Annotated in this window: 28 protein-coding genes, 1 other RNA gene and 2 pseudogenes; 16 read left to right on the top strand and 15 right to left on the bottom strand. The window is 51.3% G+C overall.

Annotated features, from left to right (window positions below):
- Positions 1–109, top strand: a 109-nt coding sequence (locus C3451_RS22510) for an IS3 family transposase (RefSeq protein ID WP_131023897.1), incomplete at its 5' end; no start/stop codon positions are given.
- A gap of 15 nt (positions 110–124) precedes the next feature.
- Here the strand turns inward: C3451_RS22510 and C3451_RS24650 are convergent.
- Complete coding sequence (locus C3451_RS24650; protein ID WP_240034223.1) at positions 125–358, bottom strand: hypothetical protein; 234 nt, start codon at positions 356–358, stop codon at positions 125–127.
- 124 nt (positions 359–482) lie between these two features.
- Between C3451_RS24650 and C3451_RS22500 the strand changes: the two are divergent.
- Positions 483–1085, top strand: a pseudogene (locus C3451_RS22500) (tyrosine-type recombinase/integrase); the annotation flags it as partial.
- A 185-nt stretch (positions 1086–1270) separates the two neighbouring features.
- Here the strand turns inward: C3451_RS22500 and tyrA are convergent.
- Positions 1271–2392 carry a bifunctional chorismate mutase/prephenate dehydrogenase gene (gene tyrA, locus C3451_RS22495; protein WP_022649060.1) on the bottom strand — a complete coding sequence of 374 codons (1122 nt, stop codon included), beginning with the start codon at positions 2390–2392 and terminating at the stop codon, positions 1271–1273.
- Between the two features lie 10 nt (positions 2393–2402).
- Positions 2403–3473, bottom strand: a complete 1071-nt coding sequence (aroF, locus tag C3451_RS22490) for a 3-deoxy-7-phosphoheptulonate synthase AroF (protein WP_006811632.1) — start codon at positions 3471–3473, stop codon at positions 2403–2405.
- Between the two features lie 478 nt (positions 3474–3951).
- Between aroF and C3451_RS22485 the strand changes: the two genes are divergently transcribed.
- From C3451_RS22485 to C3451_RS22475, 3 genes are read left to right on the top strand one after another with little or no spacing between them, the layout of a single operon-like run.
- The gene (locus C3451_RS22485; RefSeq protein ID WP_032622391.1) at positions 3952–4488 is read left to right on the top strand and encodes a YfiR family protein; all 537 of its coding nucleotides are present in this window, start codon (positions 3952–3954) and stop codon (positions 4486–4488) included.
- Positions 4481–5701 carry a diguanylate cyclase DgcN gene (gene dgcN / locus C3451_RS22480; RefSeq protein WP_045623186.1) on the top strand — a complete coding sequence of 407 codons (1221 nt, stop codon included), beginning with the start codon at positions 4481–4483 and terminating at the stop codon, positions 5699–5701. Before C3451_RS22485 ends, dgcN begins: the two co-directional genes overlap by 8 nt.
- Before the next feature lie 12 nt (positions 5702–5713).
- Positions 5714–6196 (top strand): OmpA family protein, encoded by a 483-nt coding sequence (locus tag C3451_RS22475; RefSeq protein WP_023298405.1) that lies wholly within the window; start codon positions 5714–5716, stop codon positions 6194–6196.
- 2 nt (positions 6197–6198) lie between these two features.
- On the opposite strand, the gene C3451_RS22470 is transcribed toward C3451_RS22475, so the two are convergent.
- From C3451_RS22470 to ffh, 7 genes are all read right to left on the bottom strand, one after another.
- On the bottom strand, positions 6199–7569 hold the full coding sequence (locus tag C3451_RS22470; RefSeq protein WP_045623183.1) for a PepSY-associated TM helix domain-containing protein: 1371 nt from the start codon (positions 7567–7569) through the stop codon (positions 6199–6201).
- 38 nt (positions 7570–7607) lie between these two features.
- The gene (locus C3451_RS22465) at positions 7608–8012 is read right to left on the bottom strand and encodes a DUF2946 domain-containing protein (protein WP_022649065.1); all 405 of its coding nucleotides are present in this window, start codon (positions 8010–8012) and stop codon (positions 7608–7610) included.
- A 132-nt stretch (positions 8013–8144) separates the two neighbouring features.
- The gene (rplS, locus tag C3451_RS22460) at positions 8145–8492 is read right to left on the bottom strand and encodes a 50S ribosomal protein L19 (RefSeq protein WP_002914145.1); all 348 of its coding nucleotides are present in this window, start codon (positions 8490–8492) and stop codon (positions 8145–8147) included.
- A 43-nt stretch (positions 8493–8535) separates the two neighbouring features.
- Positions 8536–9303, bottom strand: a complete 768-nt coding sequence (trmD, locus tag C3451_RS22455; protein ID WP_045623181.1) for a tRNA (guanosine(37)-N1)-methyltransferase TrmD — start codon at positions 9301–9303, stop codon at positions 8536–8538.
- Positions 9304–9334: 31 nt separating this feature from the next.
- A complete protein-coding gene (rimM, locus tag C3451_RS22450; protein WP_003863136.1) occupies positions 9335–9874 on the bottom strand; it encodes a ribosome maturation factor RimM in 540 nt (179 codons plus the stop codon).
- Positions 9875–9889: 15 nt separating this feature from the next.
- Entirely contained in the window at positions 9890–10138 is a 249-nt protein-coding gene (rpsP, locus tag C3451_RS22445; RefSeq protein WP_022649067.1) for a 30S ribosomal protein S16, read from the bottom strand.
- 116 nt (positions 10139–10254) lie between these two features.
- Positions 10255–11616: a signal recognition particle protein gene (ffh, locus tag C3451_RS22440; protein ID WP_003863132.1), complete on the bottom strand. Its 1362-nt coding sequence runs from the start codon at positions 11614–11616 to the stop codon at positions 10255–10257.
- Positions 11617–11782: 166 nt separating this feature from the next.
- Between ffh and C3451_RS22435 the strand changes: the two genes are divergently transcribed.
- Both C3451_RS22435 and C3451_RS22430 read left to right on the top strand, forming a co-directional pair.
- The gene (locus C3451_RS22435; RefSeq protein WP_014832951.1) at positions 11783–12574 is read left to right on the top strand and encodes an inner membrane protein YpjD; all 792 of its coding nucleotides are present in this window, start codon (positions 11783–11785) and stop codon (positions 12572–12574) included.
- Positions 12575–12593: 19 nt separating this feature from the next.
- Positions 12594–13880 (top strand): HlyC/CorC family transporter, encoded by a 1287-nt coding sequence (locus C3451_RS22430; protein ID WP_026094274.1) that lies wholly within the window; start codon positions 12594–12596, stop codon positions 13878–13880.
- A gap of 52 nt (positions 13881–13932) precedes the next feature.
- On the opposite strand, the gene grpE is transcribed toward C3451_RS22430, so the two are convergent.
- Positions 13933–14526 (bottom strand): nucleotide exchange factor GrpE, encoded by a 594-nt coding sequence (gene grpE, locus C3451_RS22425; RefSeq protein ID WP_003863126.1) that lies wholly within the window; start codon positions 14524–14526, stop codon positions 13933–13935.
- Between the two features lie 122 nt (positions 14527–14648).
- On the opposite strand from grpE, the gene nadK reads away from it, so the two are divergent.
- The 3 genes from nadK to bamE all read left to right on the top strand — a co-directional run bounded on the left by nadK (position 14649) and on the right by bamE (position 17751).
- A complete protein-coding gene (gene nadK, locus C3451_RS22420; RefSeq protein WP_022649070.1) occupies positions 14649–15527 on the top strand; it encodes an NAD(+) kinase in 879 nt (292 codons plus the stop codon).
- An 85-nt stretch (positions 15528–15612) separates the two neighbouring features.
- Positions 15613–17274, top strand: coding sequence for a DNA repair protein RecN (gene recN / locus C3451_RS22415; protein ID WP_022649071.1), 1662 nt, complete (start codon positions 15613–15615; stop codon positions 17272–17274).
- Between the two features lie 138 nt (positions 17275–17412).
- The gene (gene bamE / locus C3451_RS22405; RefSeq protein ID WP_003863121.1) at positions 17413–17751 is read left to right on the top strand and encodes an outer membrane protein assembly factor BamE; all 339 of its coding nucleotides are present in this window, start codon (positions 17413–17415) and stop codon (positions 17749–17751) included.
- A 61-nt stretch (positions 17752–17812) separates the two neighbouring features.
- Here bamE and C3451_RS22400 read toward each other — a convergent pair whose 3' ends face one another.
- Positions 17813–18100 carry an RnfH family protein gene (locus tag C3451_RS22400; RefSeq protein WP_003863119.1) on the bottom strand — a complete coding sequence of 96 codons (288 nt, stop codon included), beginning with the start codon at positions 18098–18100 and terminating at the stop codon, positions 17813–17815.
- The gene (locus tag C3451_RS22395; protein ID WP_003863117.1) at positions 18090–18527 is read right to left on the bottom strand and encodes a type II toxin-antitoxin system RatA family toxin; all 438 of its coding nucleotides are present in this window, start codon (positions 18525–18527) and stop codon (positions 18090–18092) included. Before C3451_RS22395 ends, C3451_RS22400 begins: the two co-directional genes overlap by 11 nt.
- A gap of 156 nt (positions 18528–18683) precedes the next feature.
- On the opposite strand from C3451_RS22395, the gene smpB reads away from it, so the two are divergent.
- From smpB to C3451_RS22365, 6 genes are all read left to right on the top strand, one after another.
- Entirely contained in the window at positions 18684–19166 is a 483-nt protein-coding gene (gene smpB / locus C3451_RS22390; RefSeq protein ID WP_003863115.1) for an SsrA-binding protein SmpB, read from the top strand.
- Between the two features lie 89 nt (positions 19167–19255).
- Positions 19256–19619, top strand: a transfer-messenger RNA (tmRNA) gene (gene ssrA, locus C3451_RS22385).
- 271 nt (positions 19620–19890) lie between these two features.
- The gene (locus tag C3451_RS22380) at positions 19891–20130 is read left to right on the top strand and encodes a DinI family protein (protein WP_124304417.1); all 240 of its coding nucleotides are present in this window, start codon (positions 19891–19893) and stop codon (positions 20128–20130) included.
- A gap of 63 nt (positions 20131–20193) precedes the next feature.
- Positions 20194–20556, top strand: coding sequence for a GtrA family protein (locus C3451_RS22375; protein ID WP_023295271.1), 363 nt, complete (start codon positions 20194–20196; stop codon positions 20554–20556).
- Entirely contained in the window at positions 20553–21467 is a 915-nt protein-coding gene (locus C3451_RS22370) for a glycosyltransferase family 2 protein (RefSeq protein ID WP_023295272.1), read from the top strand. The genes C3451_RS22375 and C3451_RS22370 overlap by 4 nt, the downstream gene beginning before the upstream one ends.
- Positions 21468–22940, top strand: a complete 1473-nt coding sequence (locus C3451_RS22365; RefSeq protein ID WP_124304416.1) for a glucosyltransferase domain-containing protein — start codon at positions 21468–21470, stop codon at positions 22938–22940.
- A gap of 75 nt (positions 22941–23015) precedes the next feature.
- On the opposite strand, the gene C3451_RS22360 is transcribed toward C3451_RS22365, so the two are convergent.
- Both C3451_RS22360 and C3451_RS24435 read right to left on the bottom strand, forming a co-directional pair.
- Entirely contained in the window at positions 23016–23414 is a 399-nt protein-coding gene (locus C3451_RS22360; RefSeq protein ID WP_100148761.1) for a tail fiber assembly protein, read from the bottom strand.
- A pseudogene (locus C3451_RS24435) lies at positions 23414–23999 on the bottom strand (phage tail protein); the annotation flags it as partial. The gene C3451_RS22360 and the pseudogene C3451_RS24435, both read right to left, overlap by 1 nt.

The following is a 23999-nucleotide window of genomic DNA, read 5'->3' as shown; positions in this document are numbered from 1 at the left end:
TGATTACATCGAAATGTTTTATAACAGTAAGCGTCGGCATGGTTCCAGCGATCAGATGTCACCGACAGAATATGAAAACCAGTATTATCAACGGCTAGGAAGTGTCTAGATTATCCGTGGCGATTCATTTCAGCACCGGCGGTGCTGGCATTATTCGCGTATGGCTCATTTTAACCACCCATTTTTTTAGCATCATCAACAAGCTCGTCTGAATATTGCCAGGCTCCGTTATCAGCCACGAAGCCCCAGCCGAAACACCGTTAGTCATTTCATATCCAACAGCCAGCCCTGGCGGGTGTAAAATTTCGTGATTAATTCTGAAAACCAGCCCCTTCTCGCTTAGTTCTTTCCAGTTCATGATTGTCATACCGCAGTCGGCGTCATCCAGCATCAACTGGAAACTCAACATTACATAATTTGCTACCCACTCAGTTAAATCGATAACATTCGTTACCCTCACTGACACGCGTTTTCGGTATACCCTCTTTCTTGTATCAGGCATGTTCACGAAGCTGATTCAACTTTAAGAGTTTGCTGGGGTGCACCCCGTTCATGGTTTGCCACCATTGGCAGAGGCTAACCCTGAAATGGCTTTCCTTAACAAAGCAGAAAGTGCGCTGCTGCTTAAGTCATTTACAGGTGAGGATCTGCTGGTTGCCCTGCTGGGGATTAGTACCGGCGGGCGGTGGTCAGAGCTGGCAACACTCAAACCGGCACAAATAGTAAACGGGCGCGTGACATTCCTGAAAATCAAAAACGCAAAAAAGCGCACTGTACCGATTTCTTCTGAGCTTGAATCGCTGATAAAGAAGAATACCAGCGGGAATCTGTTCAACGTCGATTACGTGAGTTTTTGCAAAGTGCTGAAGATGGTTAAACCTGATATTCCTGCAAATCAGGCAACGCATATTTTGCGTCATACCTTCGCAAGTCATTTCATGGTGAACGGGGGTAACATCATTTCATTACAGCAAATACTGGGTAATGCAAACATCCAGCAGACGATGACTTATGCGCATTTGTCACCGGAGTACCTGCAAAATGCCGTGGCATTGAATCCGCTTTCAGGAGGGATATCGCTGTAGGTTCTGCTCCCCCCGGAGTGTCCACATTGCGTCCACACTTCGGGGTATTAGAAACGGTTTCAGATGGTTACAGCTTTTTTAAATTACTGTTTTTATTAGTGATAATTTAAATGGTTGATAAACCACATCCACCCATTATATGAAAAAAGCCAGCATTGCTGGCTTTCAGTATATACATCATCAGATTACTGGCGACTGTCATTTGCCTGGCGCAACAGCGTGCGGCTTTCACTCTGGAATCGCGTGGCGTAATCACCGAACCAGTGCTCCACTTTACGGAAACTGTCGATAAACGCTTGTTTATCGCCGTGTTCCAGCAAGGTGATCGCTTCGCCAAAACGCTGATAGTAGCGCTTGATCAGCGCCAGGTTATTTTCAGACGACATGATAATGTCGGCGTAAAGCTGTGGATCCTGGGCAAACAGTCGCCCGACCATCGCCAGCTCCAGACGATAGATTGGCGAGGAAAGCGCCAGCAATTGTTCAAGCTGAACGTTCTCTTCCGCCAGGTGCAGACCATAGGCGAAGGTTGCAAAGTGGCGCAGCGCCTGAATAAACGCCATGTTCTGATCGTGCTCAACCGCACTGATACGGTGCAAACGTGCCCCCCAGACCTGAATCTGTTCCAGGAACCACTGATACGCTTCCGGCTGACGACCGTCGCAGTAAACCACTACCTGCTTCGCCAGGCTGCCGCTGTCCGGGCCAAACATCGGGTGTAACCCAAGCACGGGCCCGGTGTGCGCCGCCAGCATTGCCTGTAGAGGGCCATTTTTAACGGACGCCAGATCCACCAGAATGCAATCTTCCGGCAGCGGAGGAAGTTTCGCGATAATCTGCTCCGTCACATGAATCGGTACGCTGACGATAACCATTCCGGCATCCTTCATGAGTTCCGGCGCATGCGGCCAGTCCTCTTTTTCCAGGATGCGCACCTGATAGCCAGAAAGCGTCAGCATTTTTTCAAACAGACGCCCCATCTGGCCGCCGCCACCGACAATCACCACCGGACGCAGCGACGGACAGAGAGTTTTGAAGCCCTTGTCGTTTTCGCTGGAATAGGATTCCCGCATCACACGACGCAGGACATCTTCAATTAAGTCCGGTGAAACGCCCAGCGCCTGTGCCTCTTTACGGCGGGAGGCGAGCATAGAGGCCTCACGCTCCGGAACGTAAATTGGCAGGCCGTATTTGCTTTTAACTTCGCCGACCTCAGCAACCAGTGCCATGCGGCGCGCCAGCAGGTCCAGCAACGCCTTATCCACTTCATCAATTTGATCGCGTAATGCGGTCAATTCAGCAACCATAACTATCCTCTTATGCCAGACGCGTCGCCAGCTGGCCGTTCAAATCTTTGTGGATCTCACGCAGTAGCGCATCAGTGGTTTCCCAGCTGATGCAAGCATCCGTGACCGAGACGCCGGGCTTCATCGCGCTACGCGGCTGTTCCGATGACTGATTGCCTTCATGAATATTACTTTCAATCATCAGGCCGATAATTGAACGGTTACCATCTTTAATCTGTGCAATCACAGATTCTGCAACCGCAGGCTGGCGACGGTAATCTTTATTCGAATTACCATGACTGCAATCTACCATCAGCGCCGGACGCAGTCCCGCCTGTTCCATCTCTTTTTCACACTGCGCGACATCCGCCGGGCTGTAGTTTGGCGCTTTACCACCGCGCAGGATCACATGCCCGTCCGGATTGCCCTGCGTTTGCAGCAGGCATACCTGGCCCGCCTGGTTGATCCCGACAAAACGATGGGGCATGGCGGCGGCGCGCATGGCGTTAATCGCCGTGGCCAGGCTGCCGTCGGTACCGTTTTTAAAACCAACCGGCATAGACAGGCCAGACGCCATCTCGCGGTGGGTTTGTGACTCGGTGGTGCGCGCCCCAATCGCAGACCAGCTAAACAGATCGCCGAGGTACTGCGGGCTGTTCGGATCCAGCGCTTCGGTTGCCAGCGGCAGCCCCATGCTGACCAGCTCCACCAGCAGGCGACGCGCAATCTTCAGGCCCGCTTCCACATCAAACGAGCCATCCATGTGCGGATCGTTAATCAACCCTTTCCAGCCAACCGTTGTACGTGGCTTTTCAAAATAGACGCGCATCACCAGATAGAGGCTATCGCTGACCTCCTCCGCTAATGCTTTAAATCGACGAGCGTACTCAATGGCGGTTTCAGGATCGTGAATGGAGCAAGGACCACATACCACCAGCAGGCGCGGATCGCGGCCTGCGATAATGTCAGAAATGGTCTGGCGAGAGTGCTCAATCTGAGCTTCCTGCGCGACGCTCAGCGGGAATTCCGCCTTCAGTTGATCCGGGGTGATTAACACCTGTTCGTCAGTGATATGTACGTTGTTCAGCGCGTCTTTTTGCATGATTGCGATCCTGTAAAACTCGTTTGCGATAGTGGTTTTCCTCGAAGAGGTGACACAACGATAACACATCAAGTAAAGATTTCAATCCAAAATACGTACAGATTATTTTACAGCAGCCATTTGAATGCTAAATTACAGGTTAAAATCGTAAACATAAAATTACACATACGCTTTTAACGCCAGTCTACGCTCACACCAGGCACGCTATCCCGGCGCTGGCCGTTAGCTTAATTATCCTCGGGTGAATTGAGGGAAAGTTGCGTGGCTACATAAATCCTGGCAACAAAAAATGAATAAAAGTATGAATTCCAGCAGACTTAATTGAGCCTGCCTAAATTACTTTGAATATCGTGCTCTGTAAGATTTAGCTTAGGTCAAGACAGGGATATTTCTGACATAATGACGGCTTTGAGAAAGAATGGTATTCTGCCGGAAATTCATAAGGGCATCTATTTCCGGGGCGGTTTGGCGGATTCTGATGAGAAATACATTCTTGATCGCTTTGCTTCACCTCCCCCTGGCGCTAATGCTGTTCATTTTGGTGAACCCTGCAAGGGCAGGCTCGCTCACGGAAACGGATAAATCGGTACGTTCGATTGTTTCTGGTATTGTAAGCTACACCCGATGGCCAGCACTTTCCGGCCAGCCTAAGCTCTGTATTTATGCCTCTTCCCGTTACAGACAGGCGCTCAGCAGTGAAGATGTAAATAACCCGTTGCCCTATAGTCCTGTCATTGTGCATAGCGATCGGGAAGCACTCACAGCAAGGTGCGATGCCCTCTATTTCGGGAGCGAATCACCGGCAAAACAACAGGAAATAATAAATCAATATCAGGGCCAGGCGTTGCTATTAATGTCAGAGCAAAATCCTGAATGCGTTATTGGCAGCGCATTTTGTCTGATAATAGAGCACAACAAGGTCAGGTTTTCCGTAAATCTGGATGCGCTGACGCGCAGTGGCGTAAGAGTCAATCCGGATGTATTAATGCTCGCACGGAATAAGAAGCATGAATAAGGAAGTCACACCAACACCGCGTCCGACGTTTAAAAGAACGTTGCGGCGAATCAGCATGATAAGCGTCATTATAACGATGACGTTTATATGGTTGCTGCTGTGTTTCGCTTCCGTGGTGACATTAAAGCAATACGCGCAAAAAAACCTCGAACTCACCGGCGCCACCATGAGCCACAGCCTTGAGGCTTCTCTGGTGTTCAGCGATGCCGTGGCGGCAAATGAAACGCTGGCGACCCTCGGCAAGCAGGGGCAATTTGCCGTGGCGGAAGTGCTTAATGCACATCATAAACGGTTTGCCTGGTGGTCGTGGAACCCGGCGGATAATACCGACACGCTGGGCGCGCTGGTCAACCGGTGGTTGTTCCCTGTTCCTGTCGCACAGCCCATCATACATAACGGTAATGTGATTGGCGAAATTCGTCTGACCGCACGAGACAGCCTGATTAGCCACTTTATCTGGCTCTCATTTGCGGTCCTCACCGGCTGCATTCTTTTTGCCTCTGCCGTCGCATTGACCATCACCCGCTCGCTACATCATGGCATGGTTGTTGAAATGCAAAACATCACTGACGTTGTGCATGACGTCCGTACCAACCGCAACTTCTCTCGCCGGGTAACGGAAGGCCGCATCGAAGAGTTCCACCAGTTTGGTGAAGACTTCAACAGCCTGCTGGATGAAATGGAAGAGTGGCAGCTCAAGCTACAGGCGAAAAACGCTCAACTGTTGCGTACCGCCATGCACGATCCGCTCACGGGGCTTGCAAACCGCGCCGCGTTTCGCAACAACATTGCGGCCTTAATGAATGACGCTTCGGCAAAGACCAATTCTGCCCTGCTCTTCCTGGACGGTGATAACTTCAAGTTTATTAACGACACCTGGGGCCATGCCGCGGGCGACTGCGTACTGATCGAAGCCGCAAAAAGGATGGTCGAATTTGGCGAAAAACGTCATCAGTCTTACCGTCTTGGCGGCGACGAGTTTGCCATGATCCTTTATGGCGTCCACACCGCGCGTGAGGTCGAATATATTTGCGCTGCGCTGTCGCAGCAATTTATCCGTCCGTTTGATCTGCATAACGGACACACAGCATCAATGTCACTCAGCATTGGCTTTGCTCTGGCGTGGGAAAATGCCTCCGTCGAGGCATTACTGGAGCAAGCCGATCGCAATATGTACCTGGTCAAAAACCAGCGTTCGAAAACAACACCCTGAAAGGAAGACGATATGTTGAAGCGATACTTCGCGCCGTTGTTACTGGCATCTCTGGTTATGTCCGGGTGCCAGACGCCGGAGGGTAAATTCACACCAGAGCAAATCGCGGCCATGAAGTCCTACGGCTTTAACGAACTGAATGGCGACTGGTCCCTGGGCCTGTCGGATAAGATCCTGTTTGATAAAAATGACGCCAGACTGCGTCCGGAAAGTGAAACGCAGATCCAGACTATGGCCTCACGTCTGGCGGCAACCGGTCTGAATCACGCCCGGATGGACGGCCATACGGATAACTATGGCGAAGAGAGCTACAACGAAGCGCTTTCGTTAAAACGTGCCAATGTTGTAGCGGATGCCTGGGCGAAGGGCGCGAACATCCCGCGCAGCAACCTCACTACGCGGGGTTTAGGCAAAAAATACCCTCTCAGCAGCAACCGTACTGCGCAAGGGCGCGCTGAAAACCGCCGTGTTGCGGTAGTTATCAGCACGCCTTAAGGCTATTTAGCGGATGTGCCGGCGAGCGACACGCCTGAAGCCGCTCGCCAGCGCAGCCAGTCAATCACGATAAATACCGCCAGACTGACGCCCATTACCGGCAACGCCAGCCCCAGCAGGAGGCTTATCATGAACGTCACTCCCCTTCCCCACAGCGGCAATGCCAGCCAGCTTTGACAGAGCGTCTGTACCGGGTTCGCGGCTGACGTCGCAGGACGACGCATCCACCACATCCGGTATCCCCAGATAATCAGCACGCACAGCGCAACGCCAAACGCGATGAGCAGCAGTTGATTTGCCAGACCAAACAGGATCCCCATATGGAAATCCACGCCCCAGCGGGTGAGTTTAGCCATCAGCGGGAAATCCCCAAAGCGAGTCCTGTCCAGCACATTCAGAGATTGAGGGTCCACGGCAACGGCATCAACCTGCGTCGGCCAGCGGCGATCGATTTCCGTCACCGTCCAGGCCTGGTCGACCCTGCTTGCCGGACGGATCTCAACGTTGTTCGCATCAATTCCTGACTGGCGGGCGGCCTGCAATACGCTGTCAAAAAGCGACAGTTCAACAGGCATTTCAGGCATCGACATTCCGCCGTGATGACCACGATGTTCGGCGTGTTCATCCATCATTTCCGGCGCACCGGAAAGGGTGGTGTTTACCTGCGGCGTCAGCCAGTTCATCTCTGCACGCAGCTTATCGACGTTGCCACCGGCCCATTGTGACCAGGTTAACCCGGTGACTGAGAACAGCAGCATTCCCGCCAGTAACGTCCAGCCTAAGATCACATGCAGGCGACGACGATTCTGGAAACGATTGTTAATACGGCGCTTCGGTCGGGTATAGAACCACAGCGCGATCCCGCCCAGGGCAGCAACCCACATCCACGAGGCGGCTAACTCGCTATAGAGGCGCCCGAGGTTGCCCAGCATCAGCGAGGTATGCAGATAATCGATAGTCTGACGCAGCGGTAAAATCCCGCTGGTGCCGTATACGGTCATATCCCCTCGAACCTCAAGGCTGGCGGGATCAATAAAAATAGCCCGATGCTCGGAGGGACCCAGCGCCGGGTCGGCAAACATCACACGGGTCGTTTCGCCCTCTTCCAGCCCCGGACGAACGGCATGCAGACGCAGATCTGATTCTACGGCCTTTTCGGCCGCGGCAATTTGTGCAGCAAGAGGCTGCGCCTCACCCACGGCATCCGTGTGGAGTGCATGATGGTACAGCGCATTTTCAAGCTGCGGCGTGGCGACATACAGCGTACCGGTCAGCGCTGCGAAGAAAATAAACGGACCAACAAACAGCCCGATATAGAAATGGAGGCGACGCAGCAGGTTTCCCCATGCCGCGCGCGGAGTGCAGGTAGTCATACTTTTCCTTTTTAAGGCAAAAAGTGAGTGATTTTGTTTTAAAGGGAGAAAGCAGACCGACGCGGCGGCGCGCGGGTATCGGGGTAAAGCCAGGGGAAAAAGTGCCAGTGGCTGACCGCCTGACGAGGCGGCTTCATGCGCAGCCGCTGCAACACCACGCTGAGCAGAACGATAAGCGCCAGCATCACGCCCGGCACATGCGCTAACAGCACGCAGTAACCGCAGGCTTCCGCATGGTCAACTGGCATGGAATGCGGCATATCCCCATGATGCTCGTCCATCGACATCATGCTCATGTCATGGTGCATGCCCGGCATGGCGCTCATGGGATCTTTTTGCAGCGAGACGGAGATCAGCGGCGCCACGACGATCAGCAGGATCGCAAACAGCGCGGTCAATGCCGCTGCGCGTTTCCAGCTATGCTGATGCAGTACGTTATCCACTTACCCTCCACCCAAGAGGCGAACATTGTAAATGATTTATGACGGAAGGGTTAACGCGAGAGGTGCGATGAGATAAAAAAAGGGCCAGCCTTTCGGCCAGCCCTTTCTGACAGGATGTCGCTTAAGCGAATCTTAGTTCAGACGCTCTTTAATACGAGCAGACTTACCAGTACGCTCACGCAGGTAGTACAGTTTAGCTTTACGTACAGCACCACGACGTTTAACAGCAATGCTGTCAACTACCGGAGAGTGAGTCTGGAAGACACGCTCAACGCCTTCGCCGTTGGAAATTTTACGAACAGTGAATGCAGAGTGCAGACCGCGGTTACGAATAGCGATAACCACGCCCTCGAATGCCTGCAGACGTTTTTTGGAACCTTCAACAACCCATACTTTCACTTCCACGGTGTCACCTGGACGGAAGGAAGGTACGTCCTGCTTCATCTGCTCTTGTTCAAGTTGCTTAATAATGTTGCTCATAATTTAATCTCTTATCCTGGGTAAACTGATATTCGGGAGCGTATTACGCTTTCCCATCATGTTCATGCTGCTGATGCGAGTGTTCGGTTTTGAACTCGGACAGCAACTTTGCTTGCTCTTCAGTCAGAGCCAGGTTTTCCAGAAGTTCAGGTCTTCTAAGCCAGGTCCGGCCCAGCGACTGCTTCAAACGCCAGCGACGTATCTCGGCATGGTTTCCAGACAGTAACACTGCCGGGACTTCCATCCCTTCTAACACTTCAGGACGAGTATAGTGTGGACAGTCCAGCAATCCATCGGCAAAGGAATCTTCCGTTGCCGAAGCTTCATGGCCCAGAACCCCCGGAATAAACCGGGCGACGGAGTCAATCAACGTCATTGCTGGTAGCTCACCACCGCTGAGAACGTAATCGCCGATAGACCATTCTTCGTCAATCTCGGTTTGAATTACGCGCTCATCTATCCCTTCGTAGCGACCACAGACCAGAATCAGCTTTTGATTCGTCGCCAGTTCGCTCACGCCCGCTTGATCAAGCTTGCGTCCCTGAGGTGACAGATAAATCACCTTCGCGCCTTCACCTGCCGCGGCTTTTGCTGTGTGAATGGCGTCCCGTAAGGGTTGCACCATCATCAACATCCCCGGTCCGCCGCCGTAAGGACGATCGTCCACGGTACGGTGCCGGTCATGCGTGAAGTCACGAGGACTCCAGCTCTGGATGCTCAGCAGGCCATTCTTTACTGCCCGGCCAGTTACCCCGTAATCGGTAATCGCGCGGAACATTTCAGGAAACAGGCTAATTATGCCAATCCACATAGCGCCGTCTTTTACCGTTTATCCGGAGAATTTAAAAACCAGGATCCCAATCTACTTCAATGGTTTGAGTAGTGAGATCGACTTTCTTGATAACCTGTCCATCGAGGAACGGGACCAACCGCTCCTTGATGCCAAATGCATCTTTCAGGTTTGCCTTAATGACGAGAACGTCATTTGACCCGGTTTCCATCATGTCGATGACTTTCCCCAGGCTGTAGCCTTCAGTGGTCACTACCTGGCAACCCATAAGGTCTTTCCAGTAGTAGTCACCCTCTTCCAGTTGCGGCAACTGCGACGAATCCACGACAATTTCACAATTAGTCAGCGCATTCGCGGCATCTCGATCGTCAATGCCTTTCAGCTTGATGATGATGTCCTGATTGTGGTGACGCCAGCTTTCCAGCTCGACCTCTTCCCACTTACCGGCTTTCTGGATAAACCAGGGCTGGTAATCAAAAATGCTATCAGCGTCTTCAGTGGAGGAAAACACTCTGAGCCAACCACGGATACCGTAGCAAGAACCCATTTTTCCCAATACGATCGGTTCAACAGGTGCTTTATTGCTCATCATGACCACCGTGACAGATTAAGCTGCTTTGTTTGCTGCTTTGATCAGCGTAGCAACGCGATCGGAAACAGTAGCGCCCTGGCCAACCCAGTGAGCGATACGATCCAGATCCAGACGAGTTTCTTCTTCTGCGCCAGAGGCCAGTGGGTTGAAGAAACCAACGCGCTCAATGAAGCGACCGTTGCGTGCATTACGGCTGTCAGTCACAACAACCTGGTAGAACGGACGCTTTTTAGCGCCGTGACGTGCTAAACGAATAGTTACCATAACATCCTCTTGTGTGAATAAAACAACCGGGCCCCATCGAGGAACGGAGCCCGGGTGTCATATTAAAAGCCCGAAAATTTTACTCATTTTCGGGCAAAAAGCAATCTCAAAAGCGATTATCGCCCAGGAAAACCGGGCGGCATCATGCCTTTCATGCCGCGCATCATCTTCGCCATGCCGCCTTTCTTCATTTTCTTCATCATGCGCTGCATGTCGTCGAACTGTTTCAGAAGGCGGTTAACGTCCTGGACCTGCATGCCGCAACCGGCTGCGATACGGCGCTTGCGGGAACCTTTGATGATTTCTGGCTTCGCGCGCTCTTTCAGCGTCATCGAGTTGATGATTGCCTCCATACGCACCAGCACTTTGTCATCCATCTGGGATTTGACGTTGTCCGGGATCTGCCCCATACCCGGCAGTTTACCCATCAGGCTTGCCATACCGCCCATGTTTTTCATCTGACGCAGTTGCTCAAGGAAGTCGGTCAGATCGAAGCCGTCACCTTTTTTCAGCTTGCTGGCGAGTTTTTCAGCCTGCGCGCGGTCAACCTTGCTTTCGATATCTTCGATCAGCGACAGCACGTCGCCCATGCCGAGGATACGGGAGGCAATACGATCCGGGTGGAACGGCTCCAGCGCTTCGGTTTTCTCGCCCACGCCGAGGAACTTAATTGGCTTACCGGTGATATGACGAATAGACAGCGCCGCACCGCCGCGAGCGTCGCCGTCGACTTTGGTCAGCACCACGCCGGTTAACGGCAGGGCTTCGTTAAACGCTTTCGCGGTGTTCGCCGCATCCTGACCGGTCATGGCGTCGACAACAAACAGGGTCTCTACCGGATTGATAGAAGCATGAACCTGCTTGATTTCGTCCATCATCGCTTCGTCAACGTGCAGTCGACCGGCGGTATCCACCAGCAGCACGTCGTAGAATTTCAGCTTCGCCTCTTTCAGCGCCGCATTAACGATGTCAACAGGCTTCTGCGCCACGTCGGACGGGAAGAAGTCTACGCCAACCTGCTCGGCCAGCGTTTCCAGCTGTTTGATCGCCGCCGGGCGATACACGTCCGCCGAAACCACCAGCACTTTTTTCTTGTGCTTTTCGCGCAGGAATTTCCCCAGCTTACCGACGCTGGTGGTTTTACCCGCACCTTGCAGACCCGCCATCAGCACGACTGCTGGTGGCTGAGCCGCCAGGTTAAGCACCTGGTTCTCTTCGCCCATCGCCGAAACCAGCTCGTTACGGACGATTTTGACGAACTCCTGACCCGGAGTCAGGCTCTTGTTAACTTCATGACCAACCGCTTTCTCTTTCACGCGGTTGATAAAATCACGCACGACCGGTAACGCAACGTCTGCTTCCAGCAGCGCCATGCGCACTTCGCGCAGCGTTTCCTTGATGTTCTCTTCGGTGAGGCGTCCACGGCCGCTGATGTTGCGCAGCGTGCGCGACAAACGATCGGTTAAATTATCAAACATTGTCTCTCGCCTGGGGTAGAAACGTTAGGTCGCCTGGGCGACACATACACAGAATTTTGCCGGAGTATAACATGAAGGCGCCTTTGTTGTTATGCAACGGTTGGAGCAGGCGTCACGTAACGTTATACTGCTTCTCTTTCTTATTAAGACAACTGTCGACGCCTATATGCCTGTTTTCGCACTGATCGCCCTTGTTGCCTACTCTGTCAGCCTCGCGCTGATCATTCCTGGCCTGCTGCAAAAAAACAGCGGCTGGCGGCGCATGGCTATTCTTTCGGCAGTGATCGCACTGATTAGCCATGCGTTTGCGCTGGAATCACGCATCATTCCCGGCGACGGCAGCGTGCAAAATCTGAGCGTGCTGAACGTCGGCTCGCTGGTCAGCCTGATGATCTGTACGGTCATGACCATTGTCGCGTCTAAAAATCGTGGCTGGCTGCTGCTGCCGATAGTCTACGCCTTTGCGCTGATCAACCTGGCGTTAGCCACGTTCATGCCCAATGAGTTTATTACTCACTTGGAAGCCACGCCGGGGATGCTGGTGCATATTGGCCTGTCGCTGTTCTCCTACGCGACGCTGATCATCGCCGCCCTTTACGCCATGCAGCTCGCCTGGATCGACTACCAGCTGAAAAATAAAAAGCTGGCGTTTAACCATGAAATGCCGCCGCTGATGGTGATTGAGCGTAAGATGTTCCACATCACCCAGGTCGGCGTGGTTTTGCTGACGCTGACGCTGTGCACGGGCTTGTTTTATATGAAGAACCTGTTCAGCGTGGAGAATATCGATAAAGCGGTCCTCTCCATCATCGCGTGGTTTGTCTATATTGTCCTGTTATGGGGCCATTATCATGAAGGCTGGCGCGGACGTCGCGTGGTCTGGTTCAACGTTGCGGGTGCGGGCATTCTCACGCTTGCCTATTTTGGTAGCCGCTTCATACAGCAATTTGCTGGCTAAGTAACAAAAGGAGTTCCCCCTGGAACACATCTCTACCACCACGCTGATCGTCATTCTGGTCATCATGGTGGTCATCTCCGCTTATTTCTCTGGCTCTGAAACCGGCATGATGACGCTGAACCGCTACCGGTTACGTCATCGCGCCAAGCAGGGTAACCGTGCCGCGCGTCGTGTCGAAAAGCTTCTGCGTAAGCCGGACCGTCTGATTAGCCTGGTGCTTATCGGTAACAACCTGGTCAATATTCTCGCCTCTGCACTGGGCACCATCGTCGGGATGCGTCTGTACGGCAACGCAGGCGTGGCGATTGCCACAGGTGTGCTCACGTTTGTGGTGCTGGTGTTTGCGGAAGTGCTGCCCAAAACCATCGCGGCGCTTTACCCGGAAAAAGTCGCCTACCCGAGCAGTTTCCTGTTAGCACCGCTGCTTATTCTGATGATGCCGCTGGTCTGGCTGCTGAATATGGTGACACGGGTGCTGATGCGCATGGTTGGTATAAAGGCAGACGTCACCATCAGTAGCGCGCTCAGCAAAGACGAACTGCGTACCATCGTGAACGAATCCCGCTCGCAGATCTCCCGTCGCAATCAGGACATGCTCCTGTCGGTGCTGGATCTGGAAAAGGTCAGCGTTGACGACATTATGGTGCCGCGCAATGAAATCGTCGGGATTGATATTAACGACGACTGGAAGGCCATTGTCCGCCAGCTGACGCACTCCCCGCACGGGCGTATCGTCCTCTATCGCGATTCTCTCGACGATGCCATCAGCATGCTGCGTGTGCGCGAGGCCTATCGTCTGATGACTGAGAAAAACGAGTTCACCAAAGAGGTGATGCTGCGCGCCGCCGACGAAATTTACTACGTGCCGGAAGGCACCCCACTCAGCACGCAGCTGGTGAAGTTCCAGCGAAACAAGAAGAAAGTCGGTCTGGTGGTGGATGAATACGGCGACATACAGGGGCTGGTGACGGTCGAAGATATTCTGGAAGAGATTGTCGGGGACTTTACCACGTCAATGTCGCCTTCCCTTGCAGAAGAAGTCACCCCGCAAAACGACGGGTCAGTGCTTATCGACGGCAGCGCCAACATTCGTGAAATCAATAAAGCGTTTAACTGGCATTTGCCGGAAGACGAAGCGCGGACGATGAACGGAATGATCCTGGAAGCGCTGGAAGAGATCCCGGCGGCAGGTACGCGCGTGCGCATTGAGCAGTATGATATTGATATTCTGGACGTGCAGGACAATATGATTAAGCAGGTGAAGGTCCTGCCCGTTAAACCTTTACGCGAAAGTATCGCCGAGTAATGTTGTAGGCCGGGTAAGGCGAAGCCGCCACCCGGCACTACGGGTCGGCAAATTACGCTTTCGCTTTCGCCACGGTCACCATCGCAGCGCGAATAGTACGACCGTTCAGGGTATACCCTTTCTGCATCACGCCCAGTACGTTACCCGCGGCAACATCTTCGGATTCCACCATCGCAATGGCCTGGTGAACGTTTGGATCCAGCGGTACATCCGTATCGGCAATCACTTCAACACCGAACTTACGCACCACATCCAGCATGGATTTCAGCGTCAGCTCGATGCCTTCAATCATCGCCGCGTTATCCGGATTAGCTTTATCCGCCACTTCCAGCGCGCGATCCAGGCTGTCGATCACCGGAAGCAGTTCGTTGACGAATTTCTCCAGCGCAAATTTGTGCGCCTTTTCAACGTCCAGCTCGGTACGACGGCGCAGGTTTTCCATTTCCGCTTTGATACGCAGTACGCCATCGCGTTCGCGATTCTGCGCTTCTACCAACTGAGCTTCCAGATTGGCAATTTTTTCATCGCGCGGGTCCACCTGCTCAGCAGACGTGTCTGGCTCTACTGCCTCAACTTCATCGTGCTGTTCCGTGATAATTTCTTCAGGGGCTTGCCCCTCAGGCGTTTTCTGTTCTTTACTACTCATGAATTTCTCCGCGTTTTTCTGCATTCATCTCGCTAACTTCGCTTATTATGGGGATCAGTTTCCTGGATTCAAGGGAACAAGGCAGATTGTCATCATTCATCAGGCACAAGGACCTCCAGAAAATGAATAATCATTTCAGGTGTATTGGGATCGTCGGCCATCCGCGTCACCCTACCGCATTGACGACACATGAAATGTTGTATCGCTGGCTGTGTGGTAAAGGCTATGAAGTGATGGTCGAGCAGCAGATCGCCCAGGAGTTGCAGCTTAAAAGCGTCAGAACCGGCACGCTGGCGGAAATTGGCCAGCAGGCGGATCTCGCCGTGGTGGTCGGCGGCGACGGCAATATGCTGGGCGCGGCGCGAACGCTGGCTCGCTATGATATTAAGGTTATTGGTATTAACCGTGGCAATCTTGGTTTCCTGACCGACCTCGACCCGGACAATGCGCAACAGCAGCTGGCGGACGTGCTGGAAGGTCACTATATCAGTGAAAAACGGTTTTTACTTGAAGCCCAGGTCTGCCAGCAGGATTGCCAGAAGCGCATCAGCACCGCTATTAACGAGGTGGTTCTCCACCCTGGTAAAGTGGCGCACATGATCGAGTTCGAAGTCTATATCGACGAAATCTTCGCTTTCTCGCAGCGGTCTGACGGGCTGATTATTTCAACCCCGACGGGGTCAACTGCCTATTCGCTTTCAGCCGGAGGCCCGATCCTGACGCCATCGCTGGATGCGATCACCCTGGTGCCGATGTTCCCGCATACGCTCTCGGCGCGTCCGCTGGTGATCAACGGCGACAGCACCATCCGCCTGCGTTTTTCCCATCGCCGCAGCGACCTGGAGATCAGCTGCGACAGCCAGATTGCGCTTCCCATTCAGGAAGGAGAAGATGTCCTCATTCGCCGCTGCGATTATCACCTGAACCTTATCCATCCAAAAGATTACAGTTATTTCAATACATTAAGCTCAAAACTCGGCTGGTCAAAAAAATTGTTCTGATTTTACATCCAGCGCTTTACTGTATATAAAACCAGTTTATACTGTATACAAACACAGTTATGGTTTTTCATACAGGAAAACAATTATGCTGGCACAACTGACCATCAGCAACTTTGCCATTGTTCGTGAGCTTGAGATCGACTTCCATAGCGGAATGACGGCGATTACCGGTGAAACCGGTGCAGGTAAATCCATTGCCATTGATGCCCTCGGCTTGTGCCTCGGCGGTCGTGCAGAGGGTGATATGGTGCGCACAGGTGCGGCCCGTGCCGATCTCTGCGCCCGCTTCTCGTTAAAAGACACGCCTGCCGCCCTGCGCTGGCTGGAAGCGAACCAGCTGGAAGATGGACGTGAGTGTTTACTTCGTCGCGTCATCAGCAGTGATGGCCGCTCCCGCGGTTTTATCAATGGTACAGCGGTTCCCCTTTCCCAGCTTCGCGAGCTGGGCCAGCTGCTCATCCAGATCCATGGTCAGCACGCGCACCAGCAGCTAATCAAACCCGAGCAGCAGAAAGCCTTGCTCGATGGCTACGCGGGTGAGTACGCGCTTACTCAACTCATGGCTGAGCACTATCGTCAGTGGCATCAAAGCTGCCGCGAACTTGCGCAGCATCAACAGCAAAGCCAGGAGCGTACCGCGCGCGCCGAGCTGCTGGAATATCAGTTGAAAGAGCTGAACGAATTTAACCCTCAGGCGGGTGAATTTGAGCAAATCGACGAGGAGTACAAGCGTCTGGCCAACAGCGGTCAGCTGCTTTCCATCAGTCAGAATGCCCTGAACATGCTGGCGGATGGCGAAGACGTGAATTTGCAGAGCCAACTATATACCGTGCGTCAGCTTGTGACCGAACTGACCGGCATGGACAATAAGCTTTCTGGCGTACTGGAAATGCTGGAAGAGGCCGCAATTCAGATTTCAGAAGCCGGGGATGAGCTGCGCCACTACTGTGAACGTCTGGATCTCGACCCGAACCGTCTGTTCGAGCTTGAGCAACGCATCTCCCGTCAGATTTCACTGGCGCGTAAGCATCACGTTACCCCGGAAGAGCTGCCGAATTACTATCAGTCTCTGCTGGAGGAACAGCAGCAGCTGGACGATCAGGCCGATTCCCTCGAAACCTTGTCTCTGGCGGTTAATCTGCATCATCAGCAGGCGCTGGAAACGGCGAAACGGCTGCACGACGTGCGACAGCACTATGCTCTGGAGCTTAGCCAGCATATTACCGACAGCATGCATACGCTGGCGATGCCGCATGGGGTGTTCACTATTGATGTTCGCTTTGAAGAGCATCACCTGACGGCGGAAGGCGCAGACCGCGTAGAATTCCGCGTCACCACCAACCCAGGCCAGCCTTTACAGGCGATTTCGAAAGTGGCTTCTGGCGGTGAACTGTCGCGTATCGCCCTGGCCATTCAGGTGATTACCGCCCGTAAAATGGAAACCCCGGCGTTGATTTTCGATGAAGTGGATGTGGGTATCAGCGGCCCGACCGCGGCCGTTGTTGGCAAACTGCTGCGTCAGTTGGGTGAATCGACGCAGGTTATGTGTGTGACTCACCTGCCGCAGGTCGCCGGCTGTGGTCATCACCACTTTATCGTTAGCAAGGAAACCGATGGCGAAATGACGGAAACGCACATGAAACCGCTGGATAAACGCTCACGCTTGCAGGAGCTGGCACGCCTGCTGGGGGGCAGTGAAGTCACCCGTAATACGCTCGCGAATGCGAAAGAACTGCTGGCGGCATAAACTTTTTCGGGATCTCAGGGTCATACAGAACAACAAAAACGCCGCCAGACCAGTTTCAAAGTGGGGCAAGGTCTATTATCATCGGCATATTACATATGAGCCGCGTACTGCTCGGGCCCGAAAAGGAATCAAATCACTATGCGCTGTAAAACGCTGACCGCTGCCGCAGCGGTTCTTCTGATGTTGACCGCAGGCTGTTCCACTCTGGAGAAAGTGGTTTACCGTCCTGACATCAACCAGGGGAACTACCTTACTCCTAACGATGTGTCCAAAATCCGCGTAGGTATGACACAACAGCAGGTCGCTTATGCCCTGGGAACCCCGATGATGTCCGATCCGTTCGGCACAAATACCTGGTTCTATGTATTCCGCCAGCAGCCTGGTCATGAAGATGTGACCCAGCAAACCCTGACGCTGACCTTCAGCAGTGCCGGTGTGCTGACCAACATCGACAACAAGCCTGCCCTGACCAAATAATCAGGCGTCAGCAACGCAAAAAGGTGCTCAATGAGCACCTTTTTTGTGTATGTTTATTTGGCTACTTACCGGATTTCTCTGCTCGCTGACGGCGCAACTCTTTCGGGTCGGCAATCAGCGGACGATAGATTTCAACCCTGTCGCCCTCTTTCAGCACATCACCGAGCTTAACCGGACGGCTATAAATGCCGACTTTATTCTTCGCCAGGTCAATATCACGGCGAAGTTCAAGGATGCCGGAGGCCCGGATAGCCGCCTCAACGGTGGCGCCCTCTTCAAGCGTCACGCGCTGCAAATACTGCTTCTCCGGCAGCGCATACACCACCTCAACAGCAATCTTATGCGACACTGTAAACCTCTTTGGCGCGCGTGGTGAACGCCTGAACCATATTCGAGGCCAGCTCTTTAAATATTCGGCCAAACGCCAGTTCGATCAGCTTATTGGTAAATTCAAAATCCAGATGAAATTCAATGCGGCAGGCGTCAGCGCTCAGTGGCGTAAACTTCCACCCTCCCATCAGTTTTTTAAACGGACCATCCACCAGATGCATCAAAATACTCTGATTGCTCGTCAGGGTATTGCGCGTGGTGAACGTTTTGCTGATCCCCGCTTTGGAGACATCCACGGCCGCAGTCATCTGAGTCGGGCCGGATTCCAGCACCCGGCTACCGGTGCATCCTGGAATAAATTCCGGATAGGACTGAACGTCGTTCACTAACTGATACATTTGTTCCGCGCTGTAGGGAACAAGCGCAGTACGGCTAATCTGAGGCATAGCATTTTCCATGGTCACACAACAGACAAATAATAACATTTATCACCTGTTAAAAAAACGCTAAGCCTTATCTCGTGCTAAGATAGCGCGTTAGACCTCACAGGACGCAATGAGGTGACTTTTTAAAATCAGATTACCGACGGCTTTACGACACTTATGACGAAGAAAAAAGCACATAAACCTGGTTCGGCGACCATTGCGCTCAACAAGCGTGCTCGCCACGAGTATTTCATCGAAGAAGAATTCGAGGCTGGCCTTGCGTTGCAGGGCTGGGAAGTAAAATCGCTGCGTGCCGGGAAAGCCAATATCGGCGACAGCTACGTGATCCTGAAAGACGGTGAGGCCTTCCTGTTCGGCGCGAACTTTACGCCGCTGACCGTCGCCTCTTCACATTACGTCTGCGATCCAACCCGCACCCGTAAGCTGCTGCTGAACAAGCGCGAACTGGAATCCCTCTACGGACGCATCAACCGCGAAGGCTTCACCGTGGTGGCGCTCTCTTTGTACTGGAAAAATGCCTGGTGCAAAGTGAAAATCGGCGTGGCGAAAGGTAAGAAACAGCACGACAAACGTACTGACCTGAAAGCACGCGAGTGGCAGCTCGACAAAGCACGTATCATGAAAAACGCAGGACGTTGATTCTGCGCGCTTATTGTACTATTCAATAAGTTAGCGTTTCGGGCTGGTATCGAGGAAGTGAAATCTGGTATACTGAGTTCAACACTATTGGGGCTGATTCTGGATTCGACGGGATTTGCGAAACCCAAGGTGCATGCCGAGGGGCGGTTTGCCTCGTTAAAAGCCGCAAAAAAATAGTCGCAAACGACGAAAACTACGCTTTAGCAGCTTAATAACCTGCTAAGAGCCCTCTCTCCCTAGCTTCCGCTCTTAAGACGGGGATCAAAGAGAGGTCAAACCCAAAAGAGATCGCGTGGAAACCCTGCCTGGGGTTGAAGCGTTAAAACTAATCAGGCTAGTTCGTTAGTGGCGTGTTTGTCCGCAGCTGGCGTGCGAATGTAAAGACAAACTAAGCATGTAGTACCGAGGATGTAGAAATTTCGGACGCGGGTTCAACTCCCGCCAGCTCCACCACTTCTGATAGGACTGCAACCGGACAGTGGCAATAAAATCAGCCACTTACGGACACTGACCAGACAGCAGGCAGACCTAGAAAAGACAAAAATATGCACGTGAAATGCACGTGCACTTTAAAAGAACCCCAGATCTCACGGTCTGGGGTTTTTCTATTTGTAACTAAGGGTAACAAAAAGTCTTCCTGCTTTCGCACTCCACTCACCTTGACACTGTTTATTTTCACAGTAAATATACTGTATGTAACCACAGTGGTTTTCCGGAGGCTTTTATGTTCGTTGAACTGGTTTATGACAAACGTAATGTAGAGGGGCTCGAAGGGGCCAGAGAGATTATCCTAGCAGAGCTGACGAAGCGAGTGCTCCAGATTTTCCCTGATGCCGAGGTGAAGGTGAAGCCGATGCAGGCAAACGCCCTGAATAGCGATGCCAGCAAAAGCGATCGGGAAAAACTGAACCGTATGCTGGAGGAAATGTTTGAAGAGGCCGATATGTGGCTTGTACAGGATTAAATCTAGAACACTCTCATACGCAATGCTAAACTTGTCATCTTTCAGAATTGACTGATTTTTCAAATGTTAAAGTTATTTAGTCGCTACATTTCAGTAGGCGTAATTAACACTGCTATGCACTGGGTATGCTTCGGCGCGCTTCTTCATTTCTTCGAAGCTACTCAGGCTGTTGCAAACGTCTCCGCATTCTTCATTGCGGTTACGTTTAGTTTCTTCGCTAACGCAAGATGGACGTTCAAATCACAGGCAACGTCAGGGCGTTATATCGCGTTCGTCGCATTCATGGGCATCATGGCTGGAATGACAGGGTACATCGCAGATGCGATTGGTGCGTCGCCTATTTTAACCCTCTTAGCGTTCTCAGGATTCAGTCTTGTTGCCGGGTTCATATACTCAAAATTCATTGTCTTTAGGGATGCGAAATGAAAATTTCTTTGGTCGTGCCGGTGTTCAATGAAGAGGAAGCCATTCCAATCTTCTATAAAACTGTACGGGAATTTGAAGGTCTGCAGCAGCATGATGTTGAAATCATCTTCATCAATGACGGCAGTAAAGACGCCACAGAATCAATCATAAACGCGCTTGCTGTAGCTGACCCTCTTGTAGTTCCGCTGTCATTCACTCGCAACTTCGGTAAAGAGCCAGCGCTGTTCGCCGGGCTTGACAATGCAACCGGTGACGCGATTATCCCGATTGATGTAGACCTGCAGGACCCAATTGAGGTCATTCCACACCTGATTGAGAAGTGGCAGGCTGGGGCAGATATGGTGCTGGCTAAACGCTCTGACCGATCCACCGATGGGCGACTCAAGCGTAAGACCGCAGAGTGGTTCTATAAGCTGCACAACAAAATCAGCAATCCGCAGATCGAGGAAAACGTTGGCGACTTCCGCCTGATGTCTCGAAATGTGGTTGAAAACATCAAGCTGATGCCAGAGCGCAACCTTTTCATGAAAGGAGTTTTGAGTTGGGTTGGCGGCCGCACTGATGTTGTTGAATATGCCCGCGCAGAACGGGTGGCCGGGGATTCTAAGTTCAATGGCTGGAAGCTGTGGAACCTTGCATTAGAGGGCATTACAAGTTTCTCAACTTTCCCACTGCGCATGTGGACGTATATCGGTTTGTTCGTTGCCGGCATGGCCTTTATGTACGGAGCGTGGATGATTATTGACACCATAGCATTCGGAAATCCAGTAAGAGGCTATCCTTCTATATTGGTATCAATTTTGTTCCTCGGCGGTGTGCAATTAATCGGTATTGGAGTTCTCGGCGAGTACATCGGCAGGATTTATATTGAGGTTAAAAACAGACCTCGTTATATTTTGAAGGGAAATTAAATGGTTAGCTTTCACAAAAAAGAATTTTCATTGTTCAGTGCGTGGATATTCTCGCTCATAATAATATCGATCGGATACTACCCACTGATCAATGACAGGCTCTATCTGGTTGATGATATCACTAGGTCAATTAAAGGATACTTTGGGTGGATTGAATTAGGCAGACCACTGACTGAATGGCTTGCTATGTTCTTGAGCACCAGTTCTGACCGCCTTGCCGACATTACACCTTTGCCTCAGTTATCGAGTATTATTGCGTTATCTTATTTAACAATTCTTTTACTTAAAAATACATTCCATAAAATCACCATTGGGAATGTTCTAATATGTATAACTGTAGCAGTAAACCCACTGTTACTTGGTAATATGTTGTTCAGGTTTGATTCATTATCAATGATATTGTCCATGTTGTTACCTGTTCTAGCGTGGGATTTGCTAAACAAAAACAGGACTATATATGCGCTAGCATCACTTATTGCATGTCTTTCTTTTTACCAACCAGCCATTGCAATATTCCCGATATTGGTAATAACTACATTTATTCAATCCCAAAAACACAACAACAAAAACATAGAGTACATAATAAAATCTGCTGTGCTAACCGTAGTGTCTTGCGTTTTATACTATTTCGTTGTTGTACTTAATACCATTAAATCCACTGAAAAGAGGGCAGACTTAACTACTGGATTAGCAAGTAACATTTACATAGGAATTAAGACCTCTATTTCAACAGCATTGCAATCTTATGGTCACGTCGCTGCTATATTAATAGCAGTAGCAACGTTAGCTTTTATCATTGTATACGCAAAACATATTATTGTAGTAGTTAAAGAGGGCGCGGGGAATTCAAGGTTTTTAAACCTTTCACTAATGGTATTTGCTCCAGTTGTAATATTAATTTGTTCTGCTGGAGTAAACCTGATTCTTAGTAATGGGTACTATCCAACGCGAGTTTTATTTCCAATAGCGTTTATAGTTTTCCTAGCCCTTGCCATCCCCGCCACATTCAATGATTTCTTTAATCGTATCGCAGCATATTTATCTATCGCACTGATATTCTCATCAACAACAGTGATTTATGCCACTGCATCTTCACTTTATCATCAGCAACGCTACGATTCATATGTATTATTTTCCTTAAGCGAAAAGCTTTCACTTTTAAAATCAAACAAAAATACATACATATTCGGCGCAACAGACTATTCAGAGGCGTCAAAAACTTCAAATAGAGTATTCCCAATACTAGATTACATAAAGAACAACTACTATGACATGACATTGAGTCAGTCATTAGTTAACAATGGGATTAGGAACATAAAGTTCTCTGGCAAGGACAGGCAGATTTCCTATGAATTAGAGAAATTGGCTTGCAATGGTGAGATGAATCTTATTTACACCATGCCTCAATACTCCATTTTCGAGAATGATAAAAATTTACTAATTTATCTCGGCGGGAGCATCTGTAATAAATGAAGATCTTAGGATAGTTTAAACTATTAACAAACGCATGAAGACATCAAGGGCGTAAATTACCCTTGATGTCTTACTTTATATTGTAGGCCAGACTATTTCTTGTGCTTTTGATGGGTCTACCGATTCGAGCGCATCAAGATAATCAAGCCACTTATTAAATGAGGCCTTTTCATCATCTTTCAGGCGGCCGAGTGCCAGTTTCGACGGCCATTGCTTACTATCAATGTATTCATTCGCCTGGCTAATCAGGGTTTGCTTCTGAAGTTCGGCTTGCTGAACCAGTTCATCATGAGTCGGTTCTGGTTGTGGTGGTTCAACAGGGGCAGTAAATATTTTGCCGTCATATGTCCAGCCGATACCTACGCCAAGACCGTCAATTTTGAAAGTCTCATAGCCCTCGAAAATATCACCCTCGCCATCCCAAACGACAGTATTTACGACCTGCCCGTCCTTAATTAGTGCATAAGTAGACATCATGCATACTCCTCAATAATAACAATGCCTGAAGAACCCGCTCCACCGGCTACTGCCGAAGTGCCATTCACGTATGTGGTCGCCGCACCTGCTCCTCCGGCACCATACCCTGTTCCGGCACCCGGTACGGAATTAATTATGAGAGCATGCCCACCTCCACCGAGCACAGAATTCCCCCCGCGACCACCTTTTGCGGAGGAGGATGTTGTCGTTCCACCCGCCGTACCTGTAGCAAAGGACATTTGCCCCCAGCCTCCCTCGCCCGGAACATTCAACAGGACGCTGGAACCAGTACAGTCGCCTGTTTGATTTAGATCGGGTACCAGACTGAAAGTAGCTGTACCAGACGCGCCATATTTTCCACCATCACCACCAGGCGCGGAAATAAATGAACCGAATGATGATGCACCACCGGATGTACCGTTCCCGCCTACTGAGCTGGCTCCAGCTGATCCAACAGTAACCGCCACTGAAGATAAAGAACTGGCATCGATCAGGCCCGTTTCACCATAAGTTCCCGCTGAGCCGCCATGCCCCGCGGCTAATGTTCCGGATGAGGTAGAGGCGGCAGCACCACCACCCGCC

Origin of the sequence: Enterobacter sp. 301B, assembly GCF_003850715.1 — a bacterium.
GTDB classification, from domain to species: Bacteria; Pseudomonadota; Gammaproteobacteria; order Enterobacterales; family Enterobacteriaceae; genus Enterobacter; species Enterobacter intestinihominis.
The sequence above is the reverse complement of the archived record's forward strand: the minus strand, read 5'-3'. Positions and strand labels throughout refer to the sequence as shown.

What these genes read in the sequence shown, in the direction of transcription:
- C3451_RS22485 (WP_032622391.1), top strand. Translation starts at nt 3,952, where the DNA reads ATGAGAAATACATTCTTGATCGCTTTGCTTCACCTCCCCCTGGCGCTA.
- C3451_RS22395 (WP_003863117.1), bottom strand. Translation starts at nt 18,527, where the DNA reads ATGCCTCAGATTAGCCGTACTGCGCTTGTTCCCTACAGCGCGGAACAA.
- C3451_RS24650 (WP_240034223.1), bottom strand. Translation starts at nt 358, where the DNA reads ATGAACTGGAAAGAACTAAGCGAGAAGGGGCTGGTTTTCAGAATTAAT.
- C3451_RS22370 (WP_023295272.1), top strand. Translation starts at nt 20,553, where the DNA reads ATGAAAATTTCTTTGGTCGTGCCGGTGTTCAATGAAGAGGAAGCCATT.
- rpsP (WP_022649067.1), bottom strand. Translation starts at nt 10,138, where the DNA reads ATGGTAACTATTCGTTTAGCACGTCACGGCGCTAAAAAGCGTCCGTTC.
- C3451_RS22475 (WP_023298405.1), top strand. Translation starts at nt 5,714, where the DNA reads ATGTTGAAGCGATACTTCGCGCCGTTGTTACTGGCATCTCTGGTTATG.
- nadK (WP_022649070.1), top strand. Translation starts at nt 14,649, where the DNA reads ATGAATAATCATTTCAGGTGTATTGGGATCGTCGGCCATCCGCGTCAC.
- C3451_RS22380 (WP_124304417.1), top strand. Translation starts at nt 19,891, where the DNA reads ATGTTCGTTGAACTGGTTTATGACAAACGTAATGTAGAGGGGCTCGAA.
- rimM (WP_003863136.1), bottom strand. Translation starts at nt 9,874, where the DNA reads ATGATGAGCAATAAAGCACCTGTTGAACCGATCGTATTGGGAAAAATG.
- aroF (WP_006811632.1), bottom strand. Translation starts at nt 3,473, where the DNA reads ATGCAAAAAGACGCGCTGAACAACGTACATATCACTGACGAACAGGTG.
- bamE (WP_003863121.1), top strand. Translation starts at nt 17,413, where the DNA reads ATGCGCTGTAAAACGCTGACCGCTGCCGCAGCGGTTCTTCTGATGTTG.
- tyrA (WP_022649060.1), bottom strand. Translation starts at nt 2,392, where the DNA reads ATGGTTGCTGAATTGACCGCATTACGCGATCAAATTGATGAAGTGGAT.
- C3451_RS22435 (WP_014832951.1), top strand. Translation starts at nt 11,783, where the DNA reads ATGCCTGTTTTCGCACTGATCGCCCTTGTTGCCTACTCTGTCAGCCTC.
- rplS (WP_002914145.1), bottom strand. Translation starts at nt 8,492, where the DNA reads ATGAGCAACATTATTAAGCAACTTGAACAAGAGCAGATGAAGCAGGAC.
- C3451_RS22365 (WP_124304416.1), top strand. Translation starts at nt 21,468, where the DNA reads ATGGTTAGCTTTCACAAAAAAGAATTTTCATTGTTCAGTGCGTGGATA.
- C3451_RS22470 (WP_045623183.1), bottom strand. Translation starts at nt 7,569, where the DNA reads ATGACTACCTGCACTCCGCGCGCGGCATGGGGAAACCTGCTGCGTCGC.
- recN (WP_022649071.1), top strand. Translation starts at nt 15,613, where the DNA reads ATGCTGGCACAACTGACCATCAGCAACTTTGCCATTGTTCGTGAGCTT.
- ffh (WP_003863132.1), bottom strand. Translation starts at nt 11,616, where the DNA reads ATGTTTGATAATTTAACCGATCGTTTGTCGCGCACGCTGCGCAACATC.
- C3451_RS22375 (WP_023295271.1), top strand. Translation starts at nt 20,194, where the DNA reads ATGTTAAAGTTATTTAGTCGCTACATTTCAGTAGGCGTAATTAACACT.
- trmD (WP_045623181.1), bottom strand. Translation starts at nt 9,303, where the DNA reads ATGTGGATTGGCATAATTAGCCTGTTTCCTGAAATGTTCCGCGCGATT.
- smpB (WP_003863115.1), top strand. Translation starts at nt 18,684, where the DNA reads ATGACGAAGAAAAAAGCACATAAACCTGGTTCGGCGACCATTGCGCTC.
- dgcN (WP_045623186.1), top strand. Translation starts at nt 4,481, where the DNA reads ATGAATAAGGAAGTCACACCAACACCGCGTCCGACGTTTAAAAGAACG.
- C3451_RS22360 (WP_100148761.1), bottom strand. Translation starts at nt 23,414, where the DNA reads ATGTCTACTTATGCACTAATTAAGGACGGGCAGGTCGTAAATACTGTC.
- grpE (WP_003863126.1), bottom strand. Translation starts at nt 14,526, where the DNA reads ATGAGTAGTAAAGAACAGAAAACGCCTGAGGGGCAAGCCCCTGAAGAA.